Here is a 25,344-nt window from a genome sequence, read left to right as displayed (position 1 = left end):
TGCGCTCCGCGAGCGCTTCGCGGAGCGCCTCGGTCAGGTCGCATCGCGACCTGACGCCGTGCCCATCGAATTCGATGGGCACAAGATCGAAGCGCGCCGCGGCAGCACGCTGCTCGGCGCCGCCATGAAGAATGGTCATCGCTTGATGCACGTATGCGGCGCCCGCACGCTCTGCGGCACTTGCCGCGTGACGGTCGCGGCTGGCGCAGACAACCTCACGCCGATAAGCACAAAAGAAAAGCTGTCGCTCAGGTACCATCTGTCGATGAGCTCACGCACGCGCCTGGCCTGCCAGGCACGAGTCGAAGGGCCAGTCGAAGTGGAGCCGGTATTTCCCCTCTGCGGCGAGCTGCCGATAGCGGAGAGCAATCAGCGATGACTTCGTGGCCGATCAAATTTCGGCTGACGAGCTTCTTTATCACGCTGGGCGTGACGCTTACCGAGTTCGCGCTGGTCGCGATTCCCGTGGGCCTCGCGCTCTGGTTATGCAACGTCGCGAGCGCCGGGCGCGTTGCCACGATCGCGATCCTGCTCGCCACGATATTTTCGCTGTCGATCTCAATTCCGACGCACCTGTGGCCTCGCCGGCCAGAGACGCGCACGATCACGAGGAGAGTCCGATGAATCGAACCGCGCCCGGATGGATGACTTCACTGCTGTGGATTCTCGCCGCGATCATCTTCGTCAACGGTATCGCGATGTTCTTTTTCCCGTCGGCGTGGTTCTTCAAGCTCGTGCCAGGCGTGCCTGAGACGGGGCCCTACAACATGCATCTCGTGATGGACAGCGGCACCTTCTTCCTTGGCGTTGGAGTCGGACTCATCGCCGCGGCTATCGATCCGTTTCGCAATGCAATCGCTGTGGTAGTCGCCGCGATCGCGAGCACGATGCACGCCGCGCTCCACCTGTGGTCGCATGCCGAGGGTCTCCTCACATGGAACGCGGCCGCAACTGAGGTAGTTGGTATCTACATTCCGACGCTGGCGCTAATCGCGCTTGCGATCATGCTCTATCGCCCAACTGCTGAGCCTACAGCGCGCACACTACGTGCGGCCTAGCGAGGAAGTCATGCGAATTCAGGGACTCGAAGACAATCAATTTCCGTTCATCCTGAAACCGCTCGCGGCGACGATGAAGCGGCACTTTGGCAAGATGCTCACGCCGTATCGCGTATGGGCTCACCTGCCCGGCATTACCTGGTTTTACTCGCTGTTTATGAATGCGCTCGAGTCATCGAAGATCGTCGATGCATCGATCAAGCGACTGGTGTGCCTGCGCGCGGCGCAGCTCATCGGTTGCCCCTTCTGAATGGACATCAACGCTGCCGGTGGCAGCCAGGCAGGTATAAGTGCGGAAAAGCTCGCCGCGATCGCAGACTACGTCGAGAACCCGCTCTTCACGCCGCGCGAGCGCGCAGCCTTGCGGTACGCGGAAGAGATGTCGCAGACCTCGGTCGATGTTCCCGACGAGGTGTTCGAGGAGCTGCGGCGTCATTTCGACGATCGCCAGATTGTCGAGCTGACCGCGGAAATTGGGCTGGAGAATCTGCGCGCGCGATTCAATCGCGCGCTGCTGATTGGCAGCGATGAACTGTGCATGCTACCGGCGAATCATCCGGCCCTGCAGGCGCATCAGCATTAGGCGCCGAATCTTTCCGCGGCGCGCGCCTTGGCCTTCGCGGCCTCTTCCTCGCGATTGCGCGAAGGCGCCGTCGTCTGCAGCGAGCTCAACAGTTGCGCCGCGATCGCCGCGATGTCCTCGACGGCGTGCTCGAACGAATGCTCATTGGCTTTCGACGGCTTGTTGAAGCCGGTGATCTTGCGCACGAACTGCAGCGACGCGGCGTGGATCTCGTCGTCGGTCACGGGCGGCTCGAAATTGAAAAGCGGCTTGATATTTCTGCACATGCTCGCGTCCTCGCTTGGCCGAGTAGCCCGATAGTAGCACGCCTGCGCCCGTCCGACTCGCTCCAGGGCCGCTCCTGGAGCCCGAATCGCAGCCTATCCCAAGGGTTATTATGGCGTTTCCGCTCCTGATAGTATCCTTCTGCTCATTGGTGTCCCGCTGATCGCGTAACTTCGGTAAGTGTCCGCGGTTAGCTCTTCATGGCGCGACGCGCGCCGATGGTGGAAAGGCGTCCTCGACTTGAAGCGTCGGTTGACAAGCGGTTTACGGTTCTCACGCCCAGGCGTAGTTGCTCTCGTACTCGCAGCAATGCTGATCGCCACGGCATGCTCGCACGAGGCCGACGAGCACGCGTTCGGACGCGAGGCGGTAGCAGTTCTGGCGGCGAAAGCGGTCGAGAAAACCGTCGCCAACCAGGTTCAAGCGATCGGCCGCGTCGAGGCGTTCTCGACCGTCAACGTCAAGTCGCAGGTTGCAGGGCAAATCACCGAGGTGAACTTCAAACAGGGTCAGGACGTGAAGCAGGGCGAGCTCCTGTTCACGATCGATCCGCGGCCGTTCCAGGCCGCACTCCTTCAGGCTGAGGCCAACCTGGCGCGCGACGTCGCGCAGGCGAAAAAGGCCGACGCTGACTCGCAGCGCTACTCGTTCCTGCTCAAGCAGGGCGTCGGATCGCGCCAACAATACGATCAGGCTGTCGCGGATTCCGGTGCGGCCGATGCCGCCGTGGCGGCGGACAAGGCCGCGGTCGAAACGGCTAAACTGAATCTCGCCTACACGCAAATTCGGTCGCCAATCGACGGCCGCACCGGCGATCTGCTGGTTCACGCCGGCAACGTGATCAAGGCGAACGAAGACAATCCGATGGTCGTGATCAACCAGGTGCGACCGGTCTACGTTGACTTCGCGATACCGGAGCAGAAACTGCCCGAGGTTCGCGAGTACATCTCAGAGCGCAAGCTGCCGGTTTCGGTTTCGCTGCCCAATCAGCAGCAGACGCCGGAGACCGGCGAGCTGAGCTTTATCGACAACACTGTCGACCGCACCACCGGAACCATCAACCTGAAAGGCACCTTCACCAACACCGACGGCCGCCTGTGGCCGGGTGAGTTCGTCGATGCGACGCTCGTGCTGAGCGAGCAGCCGAACACAGTCGTCGTGCCGTCGCAGGCGATCCAGACCGGGCAGGACGGCTCCTACGTCTTCGTCATCGACCATGCGATGAAGGTTACGATACGGCCGGTCGTCATCGGCACTTCGGCCAATGGCGAAACCGTGGTCGAGCGCGGCGTCAAAGCCGGCGAGATGGTCGTGACCGACGGCCAACTGAAGCTGATGCCGGGCGCGAGCGTCGTGATAAAGAGCGGGCTTGGCAGCTCGAACGGAGTTGCGTCGTGAGTTTTGCCGAGACCTTCATCCGCCGCCCGGTGATGACGACGCTGCTGTCGCTCAGCATCCTGCTGTTCGGCATCATGGCCTACCGCTATCTGCCGGTGAACAACCTGCCCAACGTCGATTTCCCGACGATCGTCGTCGAAGCGAGCCTGCCCGGCGCCAGCCCCGAAACGATGGCCTCTTCGGTGGCGACGCCGCTCGAAAAGGAGTTCTCGACGATCGCCGGACTCGACTCGATGAGCTCGACCAGCGAGCAGAGCTCGACGAACATCACGCTGCAGTTCAACCTTTCGCGCAATATCGATGCGGCCGCGCAGGATGTGCAGGCGGCGATTACGGCGACGCTCTCACAACTGCCGGTTGGGATGCCTTCGCCACCGACCTATCGCAAGGTAAACCCCGCTGATCAGCCGGTGCTCTATCTCTCGCTGAGCTCGAAAACCATGCCGATCTCGCAGGTCGACGAGTACGCGGAGACCAACCTGGCCGAGCGAATTTCGATGGTCAGCGGCGTGGCACAGGTGCAGGTGTACGGCTCGCAGAAATATGCCGTGCGGGTGCAGGTCGATCCCAAGGAGCTGGCCTCGCGCGGGATCGGTATCGACGAGGTCGCCGATGCGATTCAGAAGGCCAACGTCGATATGCCGACCGGCACGCTCTACGGCGCCCATCAGCAGTTCACCGTGCAGACCAAGGGCCAGCTCACGAACGCCGCGGCGTACCGCCCGCTCGTCGTAGCGTATCGCAACGGCGCGCCCGTGCGGCTCGACGATATCGGGCGCGTGCTCGACAGCGTGCAGGACGACAAGACCGCGGGCTGGGCCGATGGCGAGCCGTCAGTGGTGCTCGCGGTCCAGCGTCAGCCGGGGACCAACACGGTCGAGGTCGTCACGCGCGTACTGGCGCTGCTGCCACAATTTCGCAGCGAGGTTCCGGCGTCGCTGCATATCGACTCGCTGGGCGACCGCGCCGAGACGGTTCGCGCGAGCGTCAATGACGTGCAGTTCACGTTGCTGCTCACGGTCGCGCTCGTCGTGCTCGTCATCTTCCTTTTCCTGCGCAATCTCTCGGCGACGGTGATCCCGAGTCTCGCGCTGCCGCTTTCGATTGTCGGCACCTTCGCCGTGATGTGGGTGCTGAACTACTCGCTCGACAATCTGTCGCTGATGGCGATCACGCTGGCGGTGGGTTTCGTCGTCGACGACGCGATCGTGATGCTCGAGAACATCGTGCGTCACATGGAAATGGGCAAGGACGCGCTCACGGCGGCGCTCGACGGCGCGAACGAGATCGGTTTCACAATCCTGTCGATGACCTTCTCGCTGGCGGCCGTGTTTATCCCGGTACTGTTCATGGGCGGGATCCTTGGCCGCCTACTGCACGAGTTCGCCGTGACGATCGGCGCTGCGATCCTCGTCTCCGGTTTCGTCTCGCTGACGCTCACTCCGATGCTGTGTTCGCGGTTCCTGCGTCCTCCCGGCAGTGAGCGTCACGGCCGCCTCTACCAGATAACCGAGCGCGGCTTTGACGCGATGCTCGACTACTACCAGCGCAGCCTCTCGTGGGTGATGCGGCGCCGGCGCGCGACGATGATCTTTTCCGGCCTGCTCGTCGTCGCGACGATCTGGATGTTCGTGGTGATGCCGAAGGGCTTCATCCCGAGCGAGGACAATGGCGACCTCATCATCTTCACCCTCGCCCAGCAGGGAATCTCGTTCGATTCGATGGTGAAGCATCAGCTCGCCGTCGCCGATATGATCAAAGATGATCCCTCGGTTCGCAGCTACTTCGTGAGCGTCGGCTCGGGCGGACCTGGCGGCGCGTCGAACACCGGAATCATCTTCACCCATCTGAAGCCGCGCTCGGAGCGAAAGTACAGCGTCGATCAGCTCATCAACCAATGGCGCCCCAAGCTCAACAGTGTGCCGGGCATGATGGTGTTCCTGCAGAATCCGCCGCCGATTCGAATTGGCGCGGAGTTCACGCGCTCGATGTATCAGCTAACACTGCAGTGCCCCGACACGACGACGCTCTACAAGTATGCCCCGCTGCTCGAATCGAAGTTGCGGCAGTTGAAGGATTTGCGCGGCGTCAACAGCGATCTGCAGGTGCAGAATCCGCAGGTGACGATCGAGATCGATCGCGATAAGGCGCACAGCCTCGGTGTCACCGCGCAGGAGATCGAAGACGCGCTCAACAATGCGTACGGTGCGCGCCAGGTCTCGACCATCTATGCGCCGACCAACGAGTACTGGGTAATCATGGAGGTCGAGCCGCAATACCAGGACGACCCGGCGACGCTTTCACTGCTCTACGTGCGATCGGTGAAGACCGGCGACCTCGTCCCGCTCGATACCCTGGTCAAGTTCACGCGCTCGCTCGGGCCGCTGTCGATAAATCATCTCGGGCAGTTGCCCTCGGCCACGATTTCGTTCGACACCGCGCCCGGCGTGTCGCTCGGTCAGGCGATCAAGGAAGTACATCGCGTCACCGAAGACACCTTGCCCGATTCGATCACCACCAGTTTCCAGGGCACGGCGCAGGCGTTCCAATCGTCATCGTCGAACCTCGGGATGTTGCTGCTGATGACGATCCTCGTCATCTACATGGTGCTCGGAATTCTGTACGAGAGCTTCATCCATCCGATCACGATTCTTTCGGGCTTGCCGTCAGCCGGTCTGGGCGCGCTGGTGACATTGTGGCTGGTCGGCAAGATTGGTCAGATCTTCAATCCCGCCTTCACCATGGAGCTCGATCTCTTCGCCTTTGTCGGAATCATCATGCTGGTCGGCCTCGTGAAGAAGAACGCGATCATGATGATTGACTTCGCGCTCGACGCGCAGCGCAGCGAAGGCAAAGCGCCGGCCGATGCAATCTTCGAGGGCTGTATCATCCGCTTTCGGCCGATCATGATGACGACGATGGCGGCGCTCATGGGCACGATACCGATCGCACTCGGCATGGGCGCGGGCGCGGAGTCGCGCCGCCCGCTCGGAATCGCGGTCGTCGGAGGCCTCTTCTTTTCGCAGTTCCTCACGCTCTACATCACGCCCGTTTTCTATACCTACATGGAAGCGTTCCAGGAGCGTTTCCAGGCCTGGCGCGAGGGCCGCGAGTACGTGTCAGCGGGCCGCGAGCTTCCAGAGATGGCGCAAGAAGCGCGCCCCAAGGAAGCGGCCTCGCGGTTGGCTTCGTAACAGCACACCCGTATCGTCGCCGAACCGAGATCGGCGCGTGACTCGTGATCTTCGATTGAGGTCACGAGTCTGCATGGAATCCGCGATCCGCTCGCGACCGAGATCAAGCAGGTGCTGAAAGATGCGCAGTTCCACAATCTTCCAATCAATGAACTGCACGCCCTGAGTCCAATCCTTCGCACACAGTTACTGCTGGCCGAAGTCGCAGCCGCGCACTGAGCCTTCCATTTAAACGCATCTCAACTGGAGCGGGCGCCCGTTCCTCTTTCGTGGTTTCGCGGCGTGGTTCAGGCGTATCATCGACGTTCCCATGATTCGTGCGACGGTGCTTGGTTTGGCGTTGATATTGGCGTGCGCCTCTTTGGCGTTGTCGGCTGATCAGCCGGTCGAACTTGATCTTTCAGGCGACAATCATCCCGCCATCGGACCGTCAAATGCGCCGTTCACGATCGTCGAGTTCTCGGATTTCGAATGCCCGAATTGCCGACGGCTCGAACCGACGCTTATCGAACTGCGCAAGGGCTATGGCGATAAGCTCAGACTCGTCTGGTTTGATTTCCCGCTCCCTGCACATTCCCACGCGCTCATTGCCGCAATCGCCGCGCGATGTGCCGGTGAGCAGCATCAGTTCTGGCCGTATCACGATGCGCTGATGAGCGGGCGCGAGGGGCTTGGCGCAGGCAACCTGTTAGACCTCGCCGATCGCCTCGGACTCGATCCCAGCAATTTCCGGCAATGCCTTGCGGAGCGGAAATACCAGGGCGTCGTCGAGTCCGACATCGACACGGGCGACGCGCTCGGCCTGTCGGGCACGCCAACACTAATAATCAACGGTCGCGTATACACCGGCGGCCTCACCGTCCCGGAAATCAAATCGACAATCGCGGGCGCATCGAAGCAGCGGCAGACTAACCAGTAAGGCACTAAGGGCCCAAGCGAAGCGGCGCAGCGCCGCTCGAAGCAGTTTGTCCTTTGTGACCTTCGTGCCTTTGTGGTGATATTTTTTCTTTCGGAGAGTGAGTATGGCAACGAGCATTGAAATCGATCGCACTGTCGGCGCGGGTCTGGAGCGAGGGCTTACCCTGCCCGCTTCGTGGTACACCGACGCCGCGATCTTCGAAGCCGAGAAGCAGCGTATCTTTGGTAAATTCTGGCAATACGTGGGGCATAGCGGACAAGTGCCCGAGCCGGGCGACTTCTTCACGGTCACGCTCGGCGACATCCCGGTGATCGTTGTGCGTAACGATGACAGGCGCTTGCGCGCGTTCGCCAACGTCTGCCGCCATCGCGGGAGCGAAGTCGTTCTCGGATGCAGCGGCAATCGCAAGACGATGCAGTGTCATTACCACGGCTGGACTTACAACCTCGACGGCACACTGCGCGCGGCGCCGCGCTCGGGCGAGCAGTTGAGTTTCGACAAGAGCGCGCTCTCGCTCATCTCGTTTTCGATCGACACCTGGGGGCCGTTCATCTTCGTGAATCCTGACCCCGCGGCGCTTCCGCTTGCGAGCTATCTAGGTAAGCTGCCTTCGTTCGTCGCGCGCGCGGCTCTCGATGTGAACAAAGTCCGGATGGTGCGGCGCGACGAATACCAACTCGCGTCGAACTGGAAGATCATCATCGAGAATTTCAACGAGTGTTATCACTGTCCGATCGCGCATCCGAAGTTTTCCTCGGTCATCGATACTGACGCGTACAGCGCCGATACGACGAACGAGTTCTTCTCGACGTACAATGCGCCGCTGATTCACGCGCGCGATGAAGGCGTCGGCTACGCGACGCTATGGCCAACCGCGATGCTTTCGCTATCGACGAATCCGGGCGCGATGCAGGTGCTGTGCGTATGGCCAATCGACCCGGGGCATACGCGCGAGACAGTGGATTACTACTTCGCCGAGGACGCGACCGAAGAGCACATCCGCGAGTACGTCGAGTTCTCAGACCTCGTCCAGCGCGAGGACATTATTCTGTGCGAGTCGGTGCAGCGCGGGCATCGCTCGGGCGCCGTCGAGCGGGGACACCTGATGCTCTCGCGCGAAGGCGGCATCCAGCACTTCCAAAAACTCGTGCACCGATTCGTCGCGGCGGAAGCGGAAAAAGATCACCACTAAGACACCAAGCTAAGGCACGAAGGGCACTAAGGAGGAAAATCTTGCGAAGTGGCGCAGCGCCGCTTCGCTTCGTGCCTTTGTGGCCTTTGTGGTTATTCTTTTTTCTGTTCTTAGTCCTTGCGGACTAGACGGCGGGCCGAGTTCCGCACTAGGATCGCGCAAGACTGCCACAAAAGCGCTTGTGCAACGGGCAGATCGGAGGATGCCGATGGAACACGAATCGACACAGAATATCGACGAGCCGAATCGGTGGCGGCTCAATACTCCCGGCCATTCAGGATGGAGCCGGACCGCGCATGCCAGCGACGCCAACAAGTATTTCATGGTGTCCGCCGACACCCACGCCAATGAACCCGCTAACATCTGGAAGGAACACCTCGAGAAGAAGTATGCCGACCGCCTGCCGCGGATCGAGATCGATGAAAACGGCGTGAGGTGGGCGATCTCCGAGGGCTGGGCGCGCTCGCGCCTGCTCGACAGCAACCTGCAGGGCGAGGACGGAATCCGCAACAAGGCGGGCGCCGATCCTGCCGAGCGGCTGCGCGACCTCGACCGCGACGGCGTCGATTACGAGATTATCTTTCCCAACAAGGGACTTCAGATGTGGGCGACGCCTGACCCGCAATTCGCACATGCCCAGTGCGTGGTTTACAACAACTGGGCGGCGGAGGCGTATATCCAGTACAGCCCGCGGATGGTGCCGATGGCGTGCCTCGCGACGGGCGACCTCGAAGGCACGCTCGCGGAGATCAAGCGGGTCGCGAAGCTGGGCTTCAAAGGCGTGACGCTGCCGTGCAAGCCGATCTTCGGCGCGCACGACGCGCGGCATCCGAATTACAACTTCGGGATGTTCGATCCGATGTGGGAACTGCTGCAGGCGCACGATCTCGCGATCACATTCCACGTTTCGACCGGACGCGACCCGCGCGCGGCGCGCAAGGACGGCGGCGCGGTTATCAACTACGTATCGCATTCGCTGGCGCCGACGATCGAGCCGGTTGCGAACCTGTGCGCCTCGGGCGTGATCGAGCGCTATCCGAAACTGCGCTTCGGCTCGATCGAGGCCGGGATCGGATGGGTGCCATGGGCGCTGCATGCGATGGACGAGGCTTACGTGAAGCATCACATGTGGTCATTCCCGAAGCTGAAGAAGCTGCCGAGCGAATATTTCCGCTCCAACGGCTTCGCGTCATTCCAGGAAGACCAGCCCGGGCTGGACCTCGCCGAGAAGTACAATCTCACGGGCAATTTCCTGTGGGCCAACGACTATCCGCATCATGAAGGATCGTGGCCCCATTCCGCCGAGGCAATCGAGCGTCAAATGGGCTCGCTCAGCGAGGAGACGCGGGCGAAGATCCTGGGCCTCAACGCGGCGCGGATGTTCAATCTCGAAGTGCGGCGCTACGCGCAGGTCGCCGCCTGACGAAATCATCAGACTCCAACTGGCTTAAATGAAAACGGCCGGAGCTGGCAATCAGCTCCGGCCGTTCTGCTTCTATGGTTCGACGCCTACTTAGAGTTAATACATGGCGTGCTCGGCATGTCCGCGAAGTTGAACCAGTAAGTGTTGCTGGTGCAAGTCGAGTCGCCGGCCGCGTTGATATCGTAGTCGGTGTTGCCACCCGCGGTATTATCGGTGATGAGATCATTTGTATCGCTAATAATGTTGATGCCGAAACCGTCGTTTCCGCTCAACGGGATGAATGAATCGGTACCGGCTAGATCGTCATAGATGTAATTCTTCGATCCGCCGTTGAACTGATAGCCATCCGCAATGTTAGATCCGCTAAGCATCAACGCGACAGTTGAACCAGTCGAGCCGGATTCAAAGACACCGTAGTCGTTTCCGGCAGTGATTCCATTGAAGATCTGTGAGCCGCTCCCACCATCTAAATACACGCCGAACTCCTGTGGTGGCGGAAGCGAACAATTTCCGCCGCTCGAATGCTGCAACGCTCCGGAGAAAAAGTTGGAGAACGATCCACCGGTGCCCAACAACGCTATGCCCGCGGTAAGATTGTTGCTCAGGTTGATGTCATCGCCCGACGAGTTGGTGCCCTCGTCTTCGATTCCGTAGTCGAAGTTCGTGATGACCGAGTTCTCACCCTGGATGAACGTATTCTTAACCTTGGGCTCGATGTGAATACCCGCCGATCCACTCAATTTGCTGCCCGAGATAGTAGTGTTGTTGCAAGGATCGCTGCTCGCGGTATTGAGTATGTCGATCGTCACGTTTGACGCTGCAACCGTGATGCAAGTGCCCGATGCGGTCAGGTTGCCTTTTACCTGATAATAGCCGGAGGTCGAAATCGTCTGGCCGCATGCCGTGATCGGCGGGTTGGGCAAGGCCGCGGCGCTGCCCGCTGCTCCGACTGCGATGCCCAGCGCGAGCATCGCGATCTTGATCGAACGGCTCGCGATCGCCGTGTTAAGCTGGTGCAGTTTGTTCATCTTCGATGCTCCTCTTTGTGAACCGTCCCCTCGCGATATGAGCCGGGAATCAAGCACTGCCGGCCCTCATGGTTTCGTGTTTGGATCCCCTTACTGCTTGTTGATACAGCTCGGAACCGCGAAGCCTGCGAAGTTGAAGAAGTAACTGTTCGCAGTGCAGGTTGAGTCGCCGATCGCATACATGTCGATGAAATTATTCGCCGCGGCATTATCGGTCACGATGTAACCGGTCTCGCCCTTTTCGAACACGAATCCAAACTGCCCGCCGCCATTAATAAACTGTCCAGTCGAGGTCAAAACCGTGGTGGTATCGTCGTACACGAGGTTGCTCTTGCCATGCGGGCTGCAGCTCGCGCTTGGATTTGGTTTGCTATTGCAGCCGAACCAGAAGCTCGCGGCCTGAACGCCGCCGGTGGCCGGTCCGGAGTTCACCAGCGAGATTCGGTTGCTGCTCGAGCCGGTACTCCATACACCGTAAATCCCATTGCCTGCGGAAATAGCATTGAAAATCTGGGAGCCGGTCGTGTTTTGGAATTCGACACCGTAGAACTGGGGGCCTTGGATGCCGACGGGAAAACAGTCAGCGCCGCTGGTATCCTGAAGGATACCGGAGAAGAAGTTCGAGAATGAGCTTCCCGTTACCCCCTTCAACAGCAGACCGACGTTGACGTTGTTCGTCACGTTGAAATCGTCAGCTATCGCGTTTGAACCATCGTCCTCAATACCGGTTTCCCAGCCAGCGATGTTCGAGTTCTGCCCTTGGATGAATACGTTCTTGGCGCTCGACAGGATGTGGATGCCGACTGGGCTCTTCGTAGTGCTGTCTCCTTTGATAAGACGGCCGCTGCACAACGATTCGCCGTTGCTGAGGATGTCCAGGATCACGTTCGACGCGGAAATGTCGATGCAGTCCTTGCCGGGCGCCTGAGTCGAGCTCAGGTTCTGCGTCACCTGGTAAAACCCTGCTTTCGAGATCGTCGTTCCGCATTTCGTGACCGGAATTATGATTGGCGCGGCCTTGGCGCTGCTGGCATTCGCGAATGCGATTCCCATCGCGAGCATCGCGCCAGCGATCCAGCGAACTGACTTGTTTTGCTGGCCCCTAATCATCTTGGAAGATCCTCCTTGAAGATTCGCTCTTGTCCGCACGCGGCTCTGGCTCGATTGCGGAACATCTTGGCTTTCAGTTTCCCTAACGCGCGCATCCCCTTTGTGCTTGGTTTCGGCACGCGCCGCACGGCTCTGGGGTCGCATCGCCAATCCAATGCCCGAGAATGCCTACTTCAAATGACCTTTATCTAGCCCAATCTGAACTACCATCGCCGCCAGCTAAACACAAGGGAACGAAACGTGAGTTGGAATGTTAAACTTTGACGTGAACCAGCGCTGGCCATCTTTGGCTAGCGTTAGCAACTGCGAGAAAATACGCCTTGTAGCACGTCAGAACTTAGCAAAACTTAAGATTTGCGCGATATGCGCCCCGGCGTAGAAAAGGAAAAAATCAGCTTCATAGCGGAATCTTGCTAAAATGGGCGCTGGCCAAAAAACACCGAGTTTATACCGCGTTTCGAGGCAGCAACCGCACCGGCTGGCTTCCTGGCCATCGTTTCGGCCATCTCGCGCACCGATGCCATCAGGTCTTGCTTCCGAACCACTTTGTTTAAGACACCCATCAGAAGGAGCTCCGAAGCGCTATAATGCCGGCACATCAGGATTGCCTCTTTGGCGCGCCACGGGCCAAGGCGATGCGAAAGCACAATCGCCGGCAGGCCGCGAAACGGCACATCGAGGTCAACCTCGGGCACCCAGAACTCGGCCTCCTCGACCGCGATCGCGAAATCGAATGCGAGCGCGAACGACCATCCGCCGCCTACGGCGTGTCCGTTAATCGCGCCGATCGTCACCTGGTCGAGATTTGACAGCACATCGAAAACGCGCCCGATGAGCCGCGGCCACTTGCCGCCCGCAGTCTGGTTGAAGATCTTCCGCTGCTCGCGCGGATCGGTGACGCCCTTGAGCGGCGATGTATCGGCGCCAGCGCAGAAGGTGTTGCCCGCTCCAGTGACGATCAACACGCGCACGGTGCGATCGTCGCGAACATTTTGCACGAGCCGCTCGAACTCGAGGATCACTTCCGCGTTGAGACAGTTGCGCCGGTCGGGGCGGTTGAACGTGATCGTCGCGATCGGTCCATCTTGTTCGAAGAGAAAATTTTCGCTCATCGGATTCTGGTCCTCGAGGTCCGCCGCATTATCGCATTCAAGCCTGTCGATGTCGTCGCCGCACCGGTCGCGATGGTGATGCACGCTTCGACCCGCTTTCGGAGCGTAAATCTCTCTATCGCGAGAGTTCTTGTGATGAAGTACGCTCAGGCTACAATAGACCTCAGGAGAAGCGCGAATGATCCAACTCAATTTCCGCCGCTTCGCAATCGCGGCTTTCGCTGTCACCGCACTCGTCATGGCCTCGACGTTGCCTGCGCTCGCCTCGGCAGGTTCGGTCGGCACGATCACTCTGGTCAGCGGCAATGCGTTGCTGCAGCGTGGACCGGCCGCGACGCCGATCACCACCAACGAACCGGTGATGCTGCACGACACGATCACGACCGGACCGGGCGCCGACGTCGGCATCTACATGGCCGACGGCAGCACGCTCTCGATCACCGAATCGAGCATCGCTGAAATCGAAGACAGCACGATGGTCAACGGCAATGCCGTAATCTCACGGGTAAAGCTGATCAAGGGCCGCGTTCACGCCAACGTCCCTGACGTTGCCGGCACGCCGACGCGACGGCTGCAGATCGACTCCGCGAACGCCAACGTCGTCGGGCCCGCGCCCTCATACGTTCACTGAGCTGAGCGCGGCGCGGTTCTGATCGCGGCGCGACATGATGGCGTTGAGCGACCTCGCATGCTCTACTTTCGGACCAGCAGCGAGGCGTTCATCGCATGGATGTGACCAAGATTCCGCCCGGCACCAATCCACCCGACGACATCAACGTACTGATCGAGATCCCGCAAGGCGGGGTGCCGGTCAAGTACGAGCTCGACAAGGTCTCGGGCGCGCTCTTCGTCAGCCGCTTCCTTCATACCGCGATGTTCTATCCCGCTAACTACGGGTTTATCCCGAACACACTGTCTGAGGACGGCGACCCCTGCGATTGCATGGCGCTGTCGCAGGTGCCGGTCGCGCCCGGCGCGGTCATCAGATGCCGTCCGATCGGCGCGCTGCTAATGGAAGACGAAAACGGCATCGACGAGAAAATCCTCGCCGTGCCGCTCGATGCGCTCAATCCCTATTACGATCGCGTCGGCAACTACACCGATCTGCCGCCGATCATGCGCGATCAGATCGAGCATTTCTTCCGCCACTACAAGGACCTCGAGCGCGGCAAATGGGTGAAAGTCAGCGGATGGGTAAATCGCGAGGCAGCGCGCGAGCTCATCACCAAAGCGATCGAACGCTTCAAACCGCACTGATCCGATTCCATATTGCGTTCGGCACACCCCTCAGCTACGCAGAGCGTCGGGTGATGCGGATGAAAAAACTATTACTGATTGCGCTCGTCTTCGCGCTCGCCGGATGCACCGACGTAAAGCAGGACGAGCACGACGTCAAGCAGGACGTAACGCAACTCCAGCAGCAACAGGACGCGGTAAGCGCGGCCGTCAAGAAGATCGAAGTGGTTTCGGGCGCCAAGGTCAAAGGCGCGTCCGACTACACGCTGCTCGGACCGATCGAGGGCTACTGCTTCAATCGCCCGAACTCGACCAGCGGCCAGACCGTCCATGGCGACGGCCTCAAGACCGCGGCCTATCGCAAATACGGCGACCAGGTGAACGCCCTCGTCAACACGACGATCTGGTTCATCCCCGACGATGACTCGCCAACCTACGAACCCTACACCGAAAACGGCTACTTCGAATGCGCCGGCACCGCCGTCCACTTCATCGGGGCCACGACCGCGCCGTAGCCTGTCTGCCAGGCAAGGTATGCCAGCATCGCACCAGCCGTTGGCGCAGACGCCGATCGCGTTTCAGGTGCCACTCGCGGCTCATCGCTTCACCTCGCGTCGCGTACTGCTCCGCATAGAGCAAGAACCACACGCGCCCGCGAGTTGAGCGCGCGCCGGTACCGGCATTGTGCCGCGCGAGGCGCCGGTCCAGATCGGTTGTCCAGCCGACGTAGGTTCGATGGCCGTCCTTATCCAAATTACCGAGAACGTAAACGAAGCATCCCATGGAATCTCTTTCGCCGGAGCGGCGCGGCGCCCATTATTCGACAGTCATTCTGACCAGCTCCGGCGGCGTCACGCGGACATCCACGTCGATCGTTTGATCGCCGCCGCCGAGCGCCACGCCCTTTACCGGCGGCACGTCTGAGTAATCGCGGCCCCAAGCGAGCGTCACGTGGCGGGTCGAGGGCAGCACGTCGTTGGTCGGATCGATGTCGAGCCAGCCGAAGCCCGGGCAAAAGATCGATAGCCACGCGTGCGAGGCATGCGCGCCGATCGCGTTGTCGCCCGTGCGAAGGTACCCGCTCACATAACGCGCCGGCAGTCCGAGCGCGCGCAGGCACGCGATCATCACGTGCGAATAGTCCTGGCATACGCCGTGCCGCGAGCGCATCGCCTCGGTCACGGGCGTCGTCACCGTCGTCGCATCCTGGTCGTACTTGAAATCGGTGAAAATTCGATGGCAAAGGTCCACCGCGCATTCGAGAATCGGCCGCGCCTGGGTGAACGATTGTTCGGCGTACGCCCTGAATTCCGGAGTCGGCGGCACGCGCGGCGAATCGAGCACAAACTGGTAGGCTTCGAAGGTGTCGGCGCTGTCGTGACGCGCGATCGCCTCGCGCACCTGCTCCCACGGCGGCGTCAGCCCCGGATGAATCGCCTGTCCCGCACCGGTTTCAACCAGGCTCGACGCGGTGATCCGCAAAGTCTCGTGCGGCTGATCGATGATGAACGCAGTCACCGGATTGCCGAAGTAATCGGTGCGCGCAACCGACGAATCCGGACGCGGCTCGATCGTCAGCTCATGCTCAATCAACGACTGGCCGTGATCGCTGCGCGGCGCCAGGCGCACTTCGGTGTGGCACAGCGCGACCGTCTCGCTGTAGGTGTAGGTGGTGGTGTGAATCGCGCGCAGGATCATCGTCGAAGCTAGGATGCGGGCAGTTGCCGCGACGCGATCGAATGGTCGAAGTAATCGCGCGCGATCGTTTCCGAAAGCAGTTTCAACCCGTTGCCAACTCCGCCTAGCAAGTTGTCAATTGCGCTCCGCTCGCCGTCTTCGCTCTGCCGAATCAGCTCGGACGCGTCGCCGAGCTGCACCGCCGTGAGCATCGGCACCACGACTCGCCATTCCGCCGAGCGATGCGCACGAAGGCTCTGCTTGGGCAGCTCCTCGACGTGCTCGCGCAGCCGCGCGAGCTGGAACGCCGCTGAACGAGGGTTGGCTTCGTCGAGCAGCAGCAAGTCGAGCACCAGGTCGGCCTGCATCGAAGTGAGGTAGCGCGAGCGATACGTCAGCGAGCTGTCTGCTATTTCAAGCAGCGCCTGCAGCTCGCCCGAATCTTCGTCGCCGCCGAGACTGAGTCCGCTGCGGAGTATCTCGACCACTTGCAGCGCGCGCTCGAGCCGGCGGCCGATATCGAGAAAGCGCCAGCCGTCGCCGCGCGTCATGCTTTCCATCGCGAGACCGCCGAACGCGCTGAGCGTCATGATCGCGTCGTCGAGCAGGCTGCGCGCGCTGGCCATCCTCAGCGGATCGGCTTGCGGCGGCGCGCTGAACTGCTGATCGAACCGATTCAGCACGCGCCACGCATCGGCCGAAAAGCGATCGCGCAGGAGCCATGCGACACGGCGCAATTGCTCGAGCGTCCAGCCGAGGCTGGTCTTCTCCTCCGAGTCGTAGATCATCGCGAGCATCTCGCGCTCGAGCGCCGTCTCACGCCCGTTGGCCGCTCCGCCATTTGTCGAGGCGAGCAGCTTTTGCGGCAGATGCCCGAGTGAGCACAAAATGCGCACCCCTGCTTCGAGACCGGCCGCGCTCGCCGGATCGGATTCCTGCAGCCGCGACAAAATCGCGCGCGCGATGCGCACCGCCGAGTCGACCCGCTCGACGTAACGGCCGAGCCAAAACAGATTGTCAGCGACACGGCTCGGCAGATCGAACGTCGCCCGATTCACTTCAACCGATGTCGACGCGCTCGTCAGCAGCGTGGTCTGCGGCGTCGGGCCGCTCGACAGCACCCAGGTATCCTTGCTGCCGCCGCCGTGCTGCATCGACGCGACCAGCGAATCGAGGCCCGCGGTCATGCGCGTGAGCCCGCCGGGCATCACGATGTACGAGCCTTCGCTCGCGGTGACGTAAACGCGGAGCACCAGATGGCGCGGCGCGAGGTGACCGCCCTCTTCCCACACCGGCACAGTGGAAAGCGACACCTGCTCCTGCGCGACGTAGTTGCGTGGCGTGCGGCGGATTCGCTCGGCGAGTCGCTCCCGCGCCTTGGCGGTGAGCTTGGCGCCGAAGATCGATTCGCGGCGCGCGCCGAGAAACGTCGGCTTGATCACGAGGCGCGAAATATTCTCCGTGACATAGGCGAGCGGCTTCTCCTGTCCGCACCACCACGTCGCAACCGTCGGCATCTTCAGCTCTTCGCCCAGGAGATGCCGGCAGAGGCTCGGCAGAAACGCGGCCGATGCTGCCGATTCCAGCAATCCCGAGCCGAGCGCGTTGACTACCGCGACGTTGCCGAGCCGCACCGCCTGGACGAGGCCGGGCACGCCGAGCACGGAATCCTCGCGCAGCTCGAGCGGATCGCAGAAGCTGTCGTCCTGCCGCCGCATGATCAGATCGACCGGCAGAAGCCCGCCAAGTGTCTTCAGGAATACGCAGTTGTCGCGGACCGTCAGGTCGCCACCTTCGACCAGCGTGTAGCCGAGGTAGCGCGCAAGAAACGCGTGCTCAAAATAAGTTTCGTTGTATGGACCAGGAGTGAGCAGCACGATACGCGGGTTATCGCGATGGCGCGGGACCAGGCTGCGCAGCGTCTCGCGAAAGGCCTGGAAATAATCCGCCAGCCGGCGCACGTGGCTGGCACCGAAAACGTCAGGCAGCACCCGCTGCGAAACTAGCCGGTTCTCGAGTGCATAGCCCGCGCCCGATGGCGCCTGCGTGCGATCGGCAATCACCCACCATTTGCCGTCGGGCGAGCGCGCGAGATCGGCAGAGTAATTGTGCAGGTAGATATTTTCGGGAACGTTGACGTTGCAGCACGCGCGCAGGAATCCCGGGCTGCGAAAAACCAGCTCGGGCGGGAAAAGATTCTCGCGCAGCAGATTCTGCGGGCCGTAGAAATCCGCCAGCATCGCATTGAGCAGCGTCGCACGCTGAACCATCGCGGCATCGATCGCGGCCCATTCGCGTTCGTCGATCACCAGCGGCAGGGGATCGAGCGGCCACGGCCTGTCGGTACTGCGCGGATCGCCATAGACGTTGTAGGTAACCCCGTTGTCGTGCAGCAGGCGGCGGCCTTCCTGCCAGCGGCGCGCGAGGCCCGCCGCGCCCATCATGGCGACCGACTCGGTGAGCCCGCGCCAATGCGGCCGCACCTGGCCTTCGGCCGTGAGCATCTCATCGTGGAAACTCGCGCTCGATTGATATCCCCACGCGGCGGCGAGATTCTGCGCTACGGCGGCCTCCGCCCCGTTCATCTCCCCGTCCTCTATTCCGCGAGCCATGAAAATATCGTACGACTTTGCGCCGCTCGAAGCCTTATAACCCAGAAATGCAGTGTTCTAGTAGCCGCCGTTGCTTGAAATGGAAAGCGTTCGCCTTAGATCAAGGGTGGTCGGGAACTGCGGATTAAACTCATGCGGCGGCGGTGGAATCGGACCGGGCGTGTGCCCGAACGGCAAGAAACGCGTGGCACGACGCGTTTCGGCCGCGTTGGCGTTGACAGGGAAGGTTTCATAGCTGAGACCACCCGGATGCGCGACATGATAGGCGCATCCGCCCACGGAGCGTCCGCTCCAGGTGTCGTAGAGATCGAACACCAGCGGAGTGTGTACTGGAATCGTCGGATGCAAGCACGACGGCGGCTGCCACGCTCGATAGCGCACGCCTGCCACCCACTCCCCACGCACTCCCGTTGAATGCAGCGGCACGCGGCGCCCGTTGCAGGTCACGATCAGACGATCGCCGGTGAAGCCGTCGATCTTTACCTGCAAGCGCTCTACCGATGAATCGACGAAACGCGCCGTGGCGCCGCCGGCCGGCTCCTCGCCCAGCACGTACCACGGCTCAGTTGCCTGTCTCAGTTCAATACTCACTCCCGAATAGTTGACGCGGCCATAAGTGGGATATCGAAACTCGAAATGAGGCGCGAACCAATCGGGATCGAATGCGTAACCGGCACGGCGCAGATCGTCGAGCACCTCGCGAAAATCCGCGGCCACGAAGTACGGCAGCATGAAGCGATCGTGAAGCTGCGTGCCCCATTCTATCGGCGCGCGCAGGTACGGCTCGCGCCAGAACCAGGCGACGCAGGCGCGCACGAGCAGTTGCTGCGTCAGGCTCATACGCGCATGCGGCGGCATCTCGAAGCCGCGCATCTCGAGGAGTCCGAGGCGTCCCGTCGTCGAGTCGGGCGAATATAGTTTGTCGATGCAGAACTCCGTGCGATGAGTATTGCCGGTGAGATCGACCAGGATGTGTCTGAATATCCGGTCCACCAGCCACGGCGGACAATAATGTCCGCCCGGATTCGGAATCTGCCCGAAGGCGATTTCAAGTTCGTAGAGATTGTCAGCGCGCCCCTCATCGATTCGCGGCGCCTGGCTGGTCGGCCCAATGAACATCCCCGAGAACAGATACGACAGCGCGGGATGATTCAGCCAATAGCCAATCATGCTGCGCAGCAAATCGGGACGTCGCAGGAACGGACTGTCACCGGGGGTCGCACCGCCGAGCGCGAAATGATTGCCGCCGCCGGTTCCCGTATGCCGCCCGTCGAGCATGAACTTCTCAGTGCCGAGCCTGCATTGGCGCGCATCATCGTAGAGCGTCGTGGTTACATCGACGAGTTCTTTCCAGTTGTGCGAGGGATGGACGTTGACCTCGATCACGCCCGGGTCGGGTGTGACGGACAGACGATTGATGCGGTAGTCGGGCGGGGGCGTGTAGCCTTCGATCACCACCGGCGTCTTGAGATGCGCCGCGGTGTCCTCGATCGCCGCGAGCAGATCGAGATAGTCCTCGGTGCTCGTCACCGGCGGCATGAATACGTGCAGACGGCCGCCCCGCGGCTCGACGCAGAGCGCAGTCCGCACCACCCACGGCGCGGATTCGCCGGACTTCGGCTTGCGATCGCGCTCCCCGCCGCGGCGCGATTGCAGGGCAGGATCGGCCGGCGAGATTCGCTGCGGCACGGGCAGCGGCGTATGTATCGCCATCGGATCGACGGTGAAGAAGCCCTGCGCGTCCGTCGTGCTGACCCATGGCAGACTCGGCATCGGCAGCCTGAGCCCGACCGGAGAATCGCCCGGTGTGAGAAAAAGATGCTGCCCGCGGAGCATCCAGATTCCCGTCTGCCACTCCGGTCCACTCTTGCCCCATCCGCGCTGCAACGGCAGCACGAAGCCGACGGGCTCGTTCAGACCGCGCTCAAACACGCGGCGCACGCGCTCGCGCTCGCCGGCATCCTCGAGATGGTTGTCAATTGGATCAACGTTGACAGGCAGTTGACGCTCGCGTTGCAGATAGTAGAGCGGGTCCTCGAAGGCCGGGTTGGCGTAGCCGGGATCGACGCCGAGCCGAACGGCGAGGGTCTCGGAAAAGCGCTGCGCGTCGATCGGACCGAATGACGACGGAACTTCGGCGCGCGCGATAAGCTGGTCGTCGCGCCACATCGGCACGCCGTCCTTGCGCCAGTAGCAGCTCAGCGCCCATCGCGGCAGCGGCTCGCCGGGATACCATTTGCCCTGGCCGTAGTGCAGCAGACCGCCGGGAGCGAAGCGCTTATGCAGGCGGCGCAGCAATTGCTCGCTCAGCCGGCGCTTGTCGGGACCGAGGGCGGCGATGTTCCATTCGGCGCCGTCCATGTCGTCGATCGAAACGAAGGTCGGCTCGCCGCCCATCGTGAGCCGGATGTCGCCGGCGCTGATCTCGCGATCGACCTGGTAGCCAAGCGCCTCGATACGGCTCCACTGCTCATCCGTATACGGCAAGGTGACGCGCGGATCCTCGTGAATCCGCGTCACCGACATCTCATGGTTGAACTCGACCTGGCACGGGCCGACGGCACCCGTGACAGGCGCGGCCGACGATGGATCGGGACTCGCGGCGAGCGGGATATGTCCCTCGCCCGCGAACAGTCCCGAAGTCGGATCGAGGCCGATCCATCCCGCGCCGGGAAGGTAAATCTCCGTCCAGGCGTGAAGGTCGGTGAAGTCCCTGCCGGGTCCCTCCGGGCCTTCGAGCGGCTTCACGTCGGGCTTGAGCTGGATCAGGTAGCCGGAGACGAATCGCGCGGCGAGGCCGAGTTTGCGCAGAATCTCGACCATCAGCCACGCGCTGTCGCGGCACGATCCGGTTTTGAGCGTGAGCGTTTCCTCGGGAGTCTGGATTCCCGGTTCGAGGCGGATCACGTAGCCGATTAGTTCCTGGAGCTGCTGATTCAGGTGGACCAGGAAATCAACACTGCGCAGCGGGGTGAGATCGATCCCCTTGAGGAGCGCGCGCAGCTTCGGACCGACCTCGTGCGTTTCGAGATACGGCGCGAGCTCCTTGCGCAGCTCCGGCGCATACTTAAACGGGATCTTTTCGGCGTACGGCTCGAGGAAAAAATCGAACGGATTGATAACCGCGATTTCGGCAACGAGATCGACCTCGACCGAAAAGTGATCGACGAGCTCGGGAAACACGGCGCGCGCGAGATAGTTGCTCTGCGGGTCCTGCAGCCAGTTGATGAAATGACCGCGCGGCTCGATCTTCAGCGAATACGCAACAATTGGCGTGCGGCAATGCGGCGCGGGCCGCAGCCGAATCACCTGCGGCGACAGCGTGACAAGACGATCGTACTGGTACTCGGTCTTATGGTGTAGCGCGACTCGGATCGACATAACTGCTGATGAACTTCGCGGCGAGCGATACGACAACGATCGCGACTCGACCGCACCCTGCGCAATGAACGAATCAATATTGCAGAGTCATGGCAACAGAGAGGGTCGCACCAAGCAAACGCGTCGCTCGCTAAGCGCGGGCATTGTCGGATTGACAAGTAAACAGCCGTTCACTACGCTCACGAGCATCAGGTAAACGAGCATTTACCAACGCGCCGCACGCTCGCGGGAAGGAATCTTGCCAATGGAATTCGCGCTGCAATACGAGCTTCAGCGAAGCCGTCCGCACTACGACGGCTTCATGTGGGACATCTACCATCAGGCGACCGAGCAAGTGAAACTGGCGGATCGCCTCGGCTACCACTCGGTGTGGACAGTTGAGCATCATTTTCTCAACGAATGGTCGTACTCGTCGGCGCCCGAGGTCTGGTACGGCGCGCTCAGCCAGGTAACGAAGCAGATTCGCCTCGGCCATGGCGTCTGCCTGCTGCCGATCCCATTCAACCATCCTGCGCGGATCGCGGAACGAATCGCCGTGCTCGATATCATGTCGAACGGGCGCGTCGAGTTCGGCTCGGGCCGCTCGATCACCGAAGCAGAGCTCGACGGCTTCCAGGTGCATCCCGAAGATTCCAAGCCGATGTGGGAAGAAGCGATCGCGGCCATTCCGAAAATGTGGACGCAGGAAAAATTCTCGTGGGACGGCAAATACTTCAAGATGCCAGAGCGCGAGGTGATTCCGAAGCCGGTGCAGAAACCGCATCCTCCGATTTGGGTCGCGGCCACTCAGCCCACGACGTGGGAAGCGGCCGGTCACCGCGGCATCGGCGCGCTCGGCTTCGGCATCTCAGAGCCCGGCATCCTCGACGGCCTCGTTAAGAAGTACAAGAACGCGCTCAAGAGCTGCGAGCCGGTCGGCTCCTTCATCAACGATCGGACCGCGGCCGCGACGGTCTGCGTATGCGCACCGACGCGCGAGGAAGCGATCGGGCTTGGCAAGGAAGCGATCGACTTCACGACCCGCAAGGGCGCCGAGCTCTTCACGCCGTTCGCCAATCGCGAGGTCAAGGGCTACGAGTACTACAAGAAGATGGCCGAGCAGGCGGTCGCGCTCGGCGACTATCGCATGTCGCACGCCGATTTGGAAAAGCGCATCGAGGCGGGCGCCGTGATGGTCGGCGATCCCGAGGACTGCCTCAAAGTAGCAAAGATGTACGAATCGGCCGGCGTCGATCTGCTCCTGATGCTGGTTCAGGTCGCTGCGCTGCCGCATGAAAAGGTGATGCAGACGATCGACCTGATCGGCAAGCACGTGATGCCGAAGCTATCCACCCGCAGCAAGGTGATCCAGATCGAAGCCGCAGCAGCCGCCGCACGCTAATCTGAATTCGATCAATCGCGACGAGGGGCGGAGAGCAAATCTCCGCCCCTTCCTTTTTTGCGATCGAAAGCAATTCAGCGTGCGCCGCTCGCAGATCGTGAAGCCGGCTTACTGAAAACCACGCAATAGTAATGAAGGAAAAGACTGCTCGGACACGCGTCGGTGAAACGAGTTTCGTGGAAACCGGCGGCGGTTAGCTCGTCGATGAGTACATTCTCCGGGATGCCGTGGCCGCCGCGGTTGGAGGGCACCCCCTTGGGCTTCCACGGCGCGAGCCACCACGACGGCCGAAAGTCCTGAATCGCGAGCACTCCGCCGGGACGCAGCGAATCGTAGATGCTCGCGTCGGTTTCGATCGGGCGGGTGAAGTGATGGTAGACACCGGTCATGAAAATCACATCGCAGCAGTCGCGCGGCAGGTTGGTGTCGGTGACGCTCGCTTTGATCACGCTGACATTATCGAGATTGGCGCGCTCGACGCGCTTGCGGATGCGGGCGAGTTTCTTCGGCTCGATCTCGGTCGAATAGACGTGCCCGCCCGGGCCAACCTGCCTGGCCACTGCGACCGTCATGCGGCCGTTGCCCGCACCGATTTCGCCGACGCTCATTCCCGGCATCAACTGTAATCCGAGCAGCGTTTCTGCTCGCTGTAGATCCTCGTCGACGCCCTGCGCTAGCGCATCATGCCACCCATCGGCATCTCCGACATTCCAGGCATATCGATCGCCATCCCCATCCGCTGCTGCGCGCGCGCTTCGCGGCCTGCGTTGTCCATCGTGGATGCTGACTTGGCGAGACTTCGCACGAACGCGGCGACGGCCCAGGTCTGATCAGGCGAAAGCGAGTCGGCGTAAGACGGCATCGGAGTGCCGTTCAATCCGGTGCGGACCGTCAGAAAAATCTGCGCGAGACTAGAACCGCGGCGAAAAATCCCGTCATGAAAATCGAGCGGGCGAATCGGATCACCGCTTGCGTCCTTCAGCGATGCGACCGAGGGTCCATCGCCCCTACCCTCGGCGTCGTGACATTCAACGCATCCCGCGTCGCTGAAAATCTTTTTGCCCTGCTCGACGAGCTCAGGCGTTTCCCGGGGTTGCGTTGGAATCTGGATTGATGCGCTCCTGGCTTCCTTTGCGAAGCGAGGCGAGAAGCCCTCGACGTATGCCACCAGCGCCCAACGATCGCGCTCCGAGAGACTGATCCACGGGACCATCGCGGTTCCCTGGAGTCCGCCCGAAATCACTTTCCAGATATCCTCGTCGGCCGGCAGCGTGCCGGTCGGTGTCGAGTGAAATTCGAAGACGCCCTTGGTGAAGTCGCGTGGCCGCGGCGAGAGTTCGTCGGCGCGCCGCCCGGCTCCATTGCCCTTCGCGCCGTGACAAATCGTACAGTGCTCTCCATAAAGTAGCTCGCCGTGCGCAAGCAGCCCTGCATTGAAATTCGGTTGCGGCTCGGTCGGCGATACGCTGATTTCCTCGCCGTTCATCCAGGCCATCAGCTTCGGCATCGAGCCCATGTGCCCGCCGCTCATCATCTGCCCCATGTCGCCGCCCATCATTTGCGCATTGGCGGAGGACGAGAGCGTGCACGCGAAGATTGCGGCGATCGCGAATTCGGTCGCAATCCGGGCAATCTCGAAAAAGCTGATTCGGTTCACTCTTTTCGATCCCCTGCGCCATGGTCCACGCGTCTGCCTCGCACAGCAAGACGATGAAGCCCTGTGAAACAAACAGCACCCCCCGTTTGCCTCTTTCATGCCTTGATTGTTCTCTAAAA

At 61.3% G+C, this 25,344-nt stretch carries 23 protein-coding genes; 14 read left to right on the top strand and 9 right to left on the bottom strand.

Going from position 1 to position 25,344, the window contains the following annotated elements; genetic code table 11:
* The 5 genes from VMA09_10650 to VMA09_10630 form a co-directional block, all read left to right on the top strand.
* On the top strand, positions 1-379 hold a 379-nt coding region (locus VMA09_10650; protein ID HUA34054.1), incomplete at its 5' end, for a 2Fe-2S iron-sulfur cluster-binding protein.
* Complete coding sequence (locus tag VMA09_10645) at positions 376-624, top strand: hypothetical protein (GenBank protein ID HUA34053.1); 249 nt, start codon at positions 376-378, stop codon at positions 622-624. The genes VMA09_10650 and VMA09_10645, both read left to right, overlap by 4 nt.
* Positions 621-1,058: a hypothetical protein gene (locus VMA09_10640; GenBank protein ID HUA34052.1), complete on the top strand. Its 438-nt coding sequence runs from the start codon at positions 621-623 to the stop codon at positions 1,056-1,058. The genes VMA09_10645 and VMA09_10640 overlap by 4 nt, the downstream gene beginning before the upstream one ends.
* Positions 1,059-1,068: 10 nt before the next feature.
* Positions 1,069-1,308 (top strand): hypothetical protein, encoded by a 240-nt coding sequence (locus tag VMA09_10635; GenBank protein ID HUA34051.1) that lies wholly within the window; start codon positions 1,069-1,071, stop codon positions 1,306-1,308.
* Complete coding sequence (locus tag VMA09_10630; protein HUA34050.1) at positions 1,309-1,641, top strand: hypothetical protein; 333 nt, start codon at positions 1,309-1,311, stop codon at positions 1,639-1,641.
* Here the strand turns inward: VMA09_10630 and VMA09_10625 are convergent.
* A complete protein-coding gene (locus tag VMA09_10625) occupies positions 1,638-1,907 on the bottom strand; it encodes a DUF2277 domain-containing protein (protein HUA34049.1) in 270 nt (89 codons plus the stop codon). The two genes, VMA09_10630 and VMA09_10625, sit on opposite strands and share 4 nt — an antisense overlap.
* 307 nt (positions 1,908-2,214) lie before the next feature.
* Between VMA09_10625 and VMA09_10620 the strand changes: the two genes are divergently transcribed.
* The 5 genes from VMA09_10620 to VMA09_10600 all read left to right on the top strand — a co-directional run bounded on the left by VMA09_10620 (position 2,215) and on the right by VMA09_10600 (position 10,031).
* Entirely contained in the window at positions 2,215-3,303 is a 1,089-nt protein-coding gene (locus VMA09_10620) for an efflux RND transporter periplasmic adaptor subunit (GenBank protein ID HUA34048.1), read from the top strand.
* Entirely contained in the window at positions 3,300-6,497 is a 3,198-nt protein-coding gene (locus tag VMA09_10615) for an efflux RND transporter permease subunit (GenBank protein HUA34047.1), read from the top strand. Before VMA09_10620 ends, VMA09_10615 begins: the two co-directional genes overlap by 4 nt.
* A 361-nt stretch (positions 6,498-6,858) precedes the next feature.
* A complete protein-coding gene (locus tag VMA09_10610) occupies positions 6,859-7,416 on the top strand; it encodes a DsbA family protein (GenBank protein HUA34046.1) in 558 nt (185 codons plus the stop codon).
* 103 nt (positions 7,417-7,519) lie between these two features.
* Complete coding sequence (locus VMA09_10605; protein HUA34045.1) at positions 7,520-8,608, top strand: aromatic ring-hydroxylating dioxygenase subunit alpha; 1,089 nt, start codon at positions 7,520-7,522, stop codon at positions 8,606-8,608.
* Positions 8,609-8,816: 208 nt separating this feature from the next.
* Positions 8,817-10,031: an amidohydrolase family protein gene (locus VMA09_10600; protein ID HUA34044.1), complete on the top strand. Its 1,215-nt coding sequence runs from the start codon at positions 8,817-8,819 to the stop codon at positions 10,029-10,031.
* An 86-nt stretch (positions 10,032-10,117) separates the two neighbouring features.
* Here VMA09_10600 and VMA09_10595 read toward each other — a convergent pair whose 3' ends face one another.
* The 3 genes from VMA09_10595 to VMA09_10585 form a co-directional block, all read right to left on the bottom strand.
* Positions 10,118-11,059 carry a hypothetical protein gene (locus VMA09_10595; protein ID HUA34043.1) on the bottom strand — a complete coding sequence of 314 codons (942 nt, stop codon included), beginning with the start codon at positions 11,057-11,059 and terminating at the stop codon, positions 10,118-10,120.
* A gap of 90 nt (positions 11,060-11,149) precedes the next feature.
* A complete protein-coding gene (locus VMA09_10590; protein ID HUA34042.1) occupies positions 11,150-12,169 on the bottom strand; it encodes a hypothetical protein in 1,020 nt (339 codons plus the stop codon).
* A 413-nt stretch (positions 12,170-12,582) separates the two neighbouring features.
* Positions 12,583-13,281 carry an enoyl-CoA hydratase/isomerase family protein gene (locus VMA09_10585; protein HUA34041.1) on the bottom strand — a complete coding sequence of 233 codons (699 nt, stop codon included), beginning with the start codon at positions 13,279-13,281 and terminating at the stop codon, positions 12,583-12,585.
* Positions 13,282-13,459: 178 nt separating this feature from the next.
* On the opposite strand from VMA09_10585, the gene VMA09_10580 reads away from it, so the two are divergent.
* The 3 genes from VMA09_10580 to VMA09_10570 all read left to right on the top strand — a co-directional run bounded on the left by VMA09_10580 (position 13,460) and on the right by VMA09_10570 (position 15,032).
* Positions 13,460-13,912 carry a FecR domain-containing protein gene (locus VMA09_10580; GenBank protein ID HUA34040.1) on the top strand — a complete coding sequence of 151 codons (453 nt, stop codon included), beginning with the start codon at positions 13,460-13,462 and terminating at the stop codon, positions 13,910-13,912.
* A gap of 95 nt (positions 13,913-14,007) precedes the next feature.
* Positions 14,008-14,538 (top strand): inorganic diphosphatase, encoded by a 531-nt coding sequence (ppa, locus tag VMA09_10575; protein ID HUA34039.1) that lies wholly within the window; start codon positions 14,008-14,010, stop codon positions 14,536-14,538.
* A gap of 59 nt (positions 14,539-14,597) precedes the next feature.
* Positions 14,598-15,032: a hypothetical protein gene (locus VMA09_10570; protein HUA34038.1), complete on the top strand. Its 435-nt coding sequence runs from the start codon at positions 14,598-14,600 to the stop codon at positions 15,030-15,032.
* A gap of 301 nt (positions 15,033-15,333) precedes the next feature.
* Here the strand turns inward: VMA09_10570 and VMA09_10565 are convergent, their stop codons facing one another.
* Genes VMA09_10565 through VMA09_10555 form a run of 3 tightly spaced genes read right to left on the bottom strand, consistent with a single transcriptional unit; the run spans position 15,334 to position 22,187 of the window.
* Complete coding sequence (locus tag VMA09_10565; GenBank protein HUA34037.1) at positions 15,334-16,215, bottom strand: transglutaminase family protein; 882 nt, start codon at positions 16,213-16,215, stop codon at positions 15,334-15,336.
* An 8-nt stretch (positions 16,216-16,223) separates the two neighbouring features.
* A complete protein-coding gene (locus VMA09_10560; protein HUA34036.1) occupies positions 16,224-18,806 on the bottom strand; it encodes a circularly permuted type 2 ATP-grasp protein in 2,583 nt (860 codons plus the stop codon).
* Between the two features lie 57 nt (positions 18,807-18,863).
* A complete protein-coding gene (locus tag VMA09_10555) occupies positions 18,864-22,187 on the bottom strand; it encodes a transglutaminase family protein (protein ID HUA34035.1) in 3,324 nt (1,107 codons plus the stop codon).
* A 244-nt stretch (positions 22,188-22,431) separates the two neighbouring features.
* Between VMA09_10555 and VMA09_10550 the strand changes: the two genes are divergently transcribed.
* Positions 22,432-23,568 (top strand): LLM class flavin-dependent oxidoreductase, encoded by a 1,137-nt coding sequence (locus VMA09_10550; protein ID HUA34034.1) that lies wholly within the window; start codon positions 22,432-22,434, stop codon positions 23,566-23,568.
* 74 nt (positions 23,569-23,642) lie between these two features.
* Here VMA09_10550 and VMA09_10545 read toward each other — a convergent pair whose 3' ends face one another.
* Positions 23,643-24,203 carry a class I SAM-dependent methyltransferase gene (locus VMA09_10545; protein HUA34033.1) on the bottom strand — a complete coding sequence of 187 codons (561 nt, stop codon included), beginning with the start codon at positions 24,201-24,203 and terminating at the stop codon, positions 23,643-23,645.
* 38 nt (positions 24,204-24,241) lie between these two features.
* Positions 24,242-25,225, bottom strand: a complete 984-nt coding sequence (locus tag VMA09_10540) for a c-type cytochrome (GenBank protein ID HUA34032.1) — start codon at positions 25,223-25,225, stop codon at positions 24,242-24,244.
* Positions 25,226-25,344 lie beyond the last annotated feature (119 nt).

Source organism: Candidatus Binataceae bacterium, from assembly GCA_035508495.1.
Classification (GTDB): Bacteria; Desulfobacterota; Binatia; order Binatales; family Binataceae; genus JASHPB01.
Note: the sequence above shows the minus strand (reverse complement) of the source record. Positions and strands in the feature narration are given on the sequence as shown.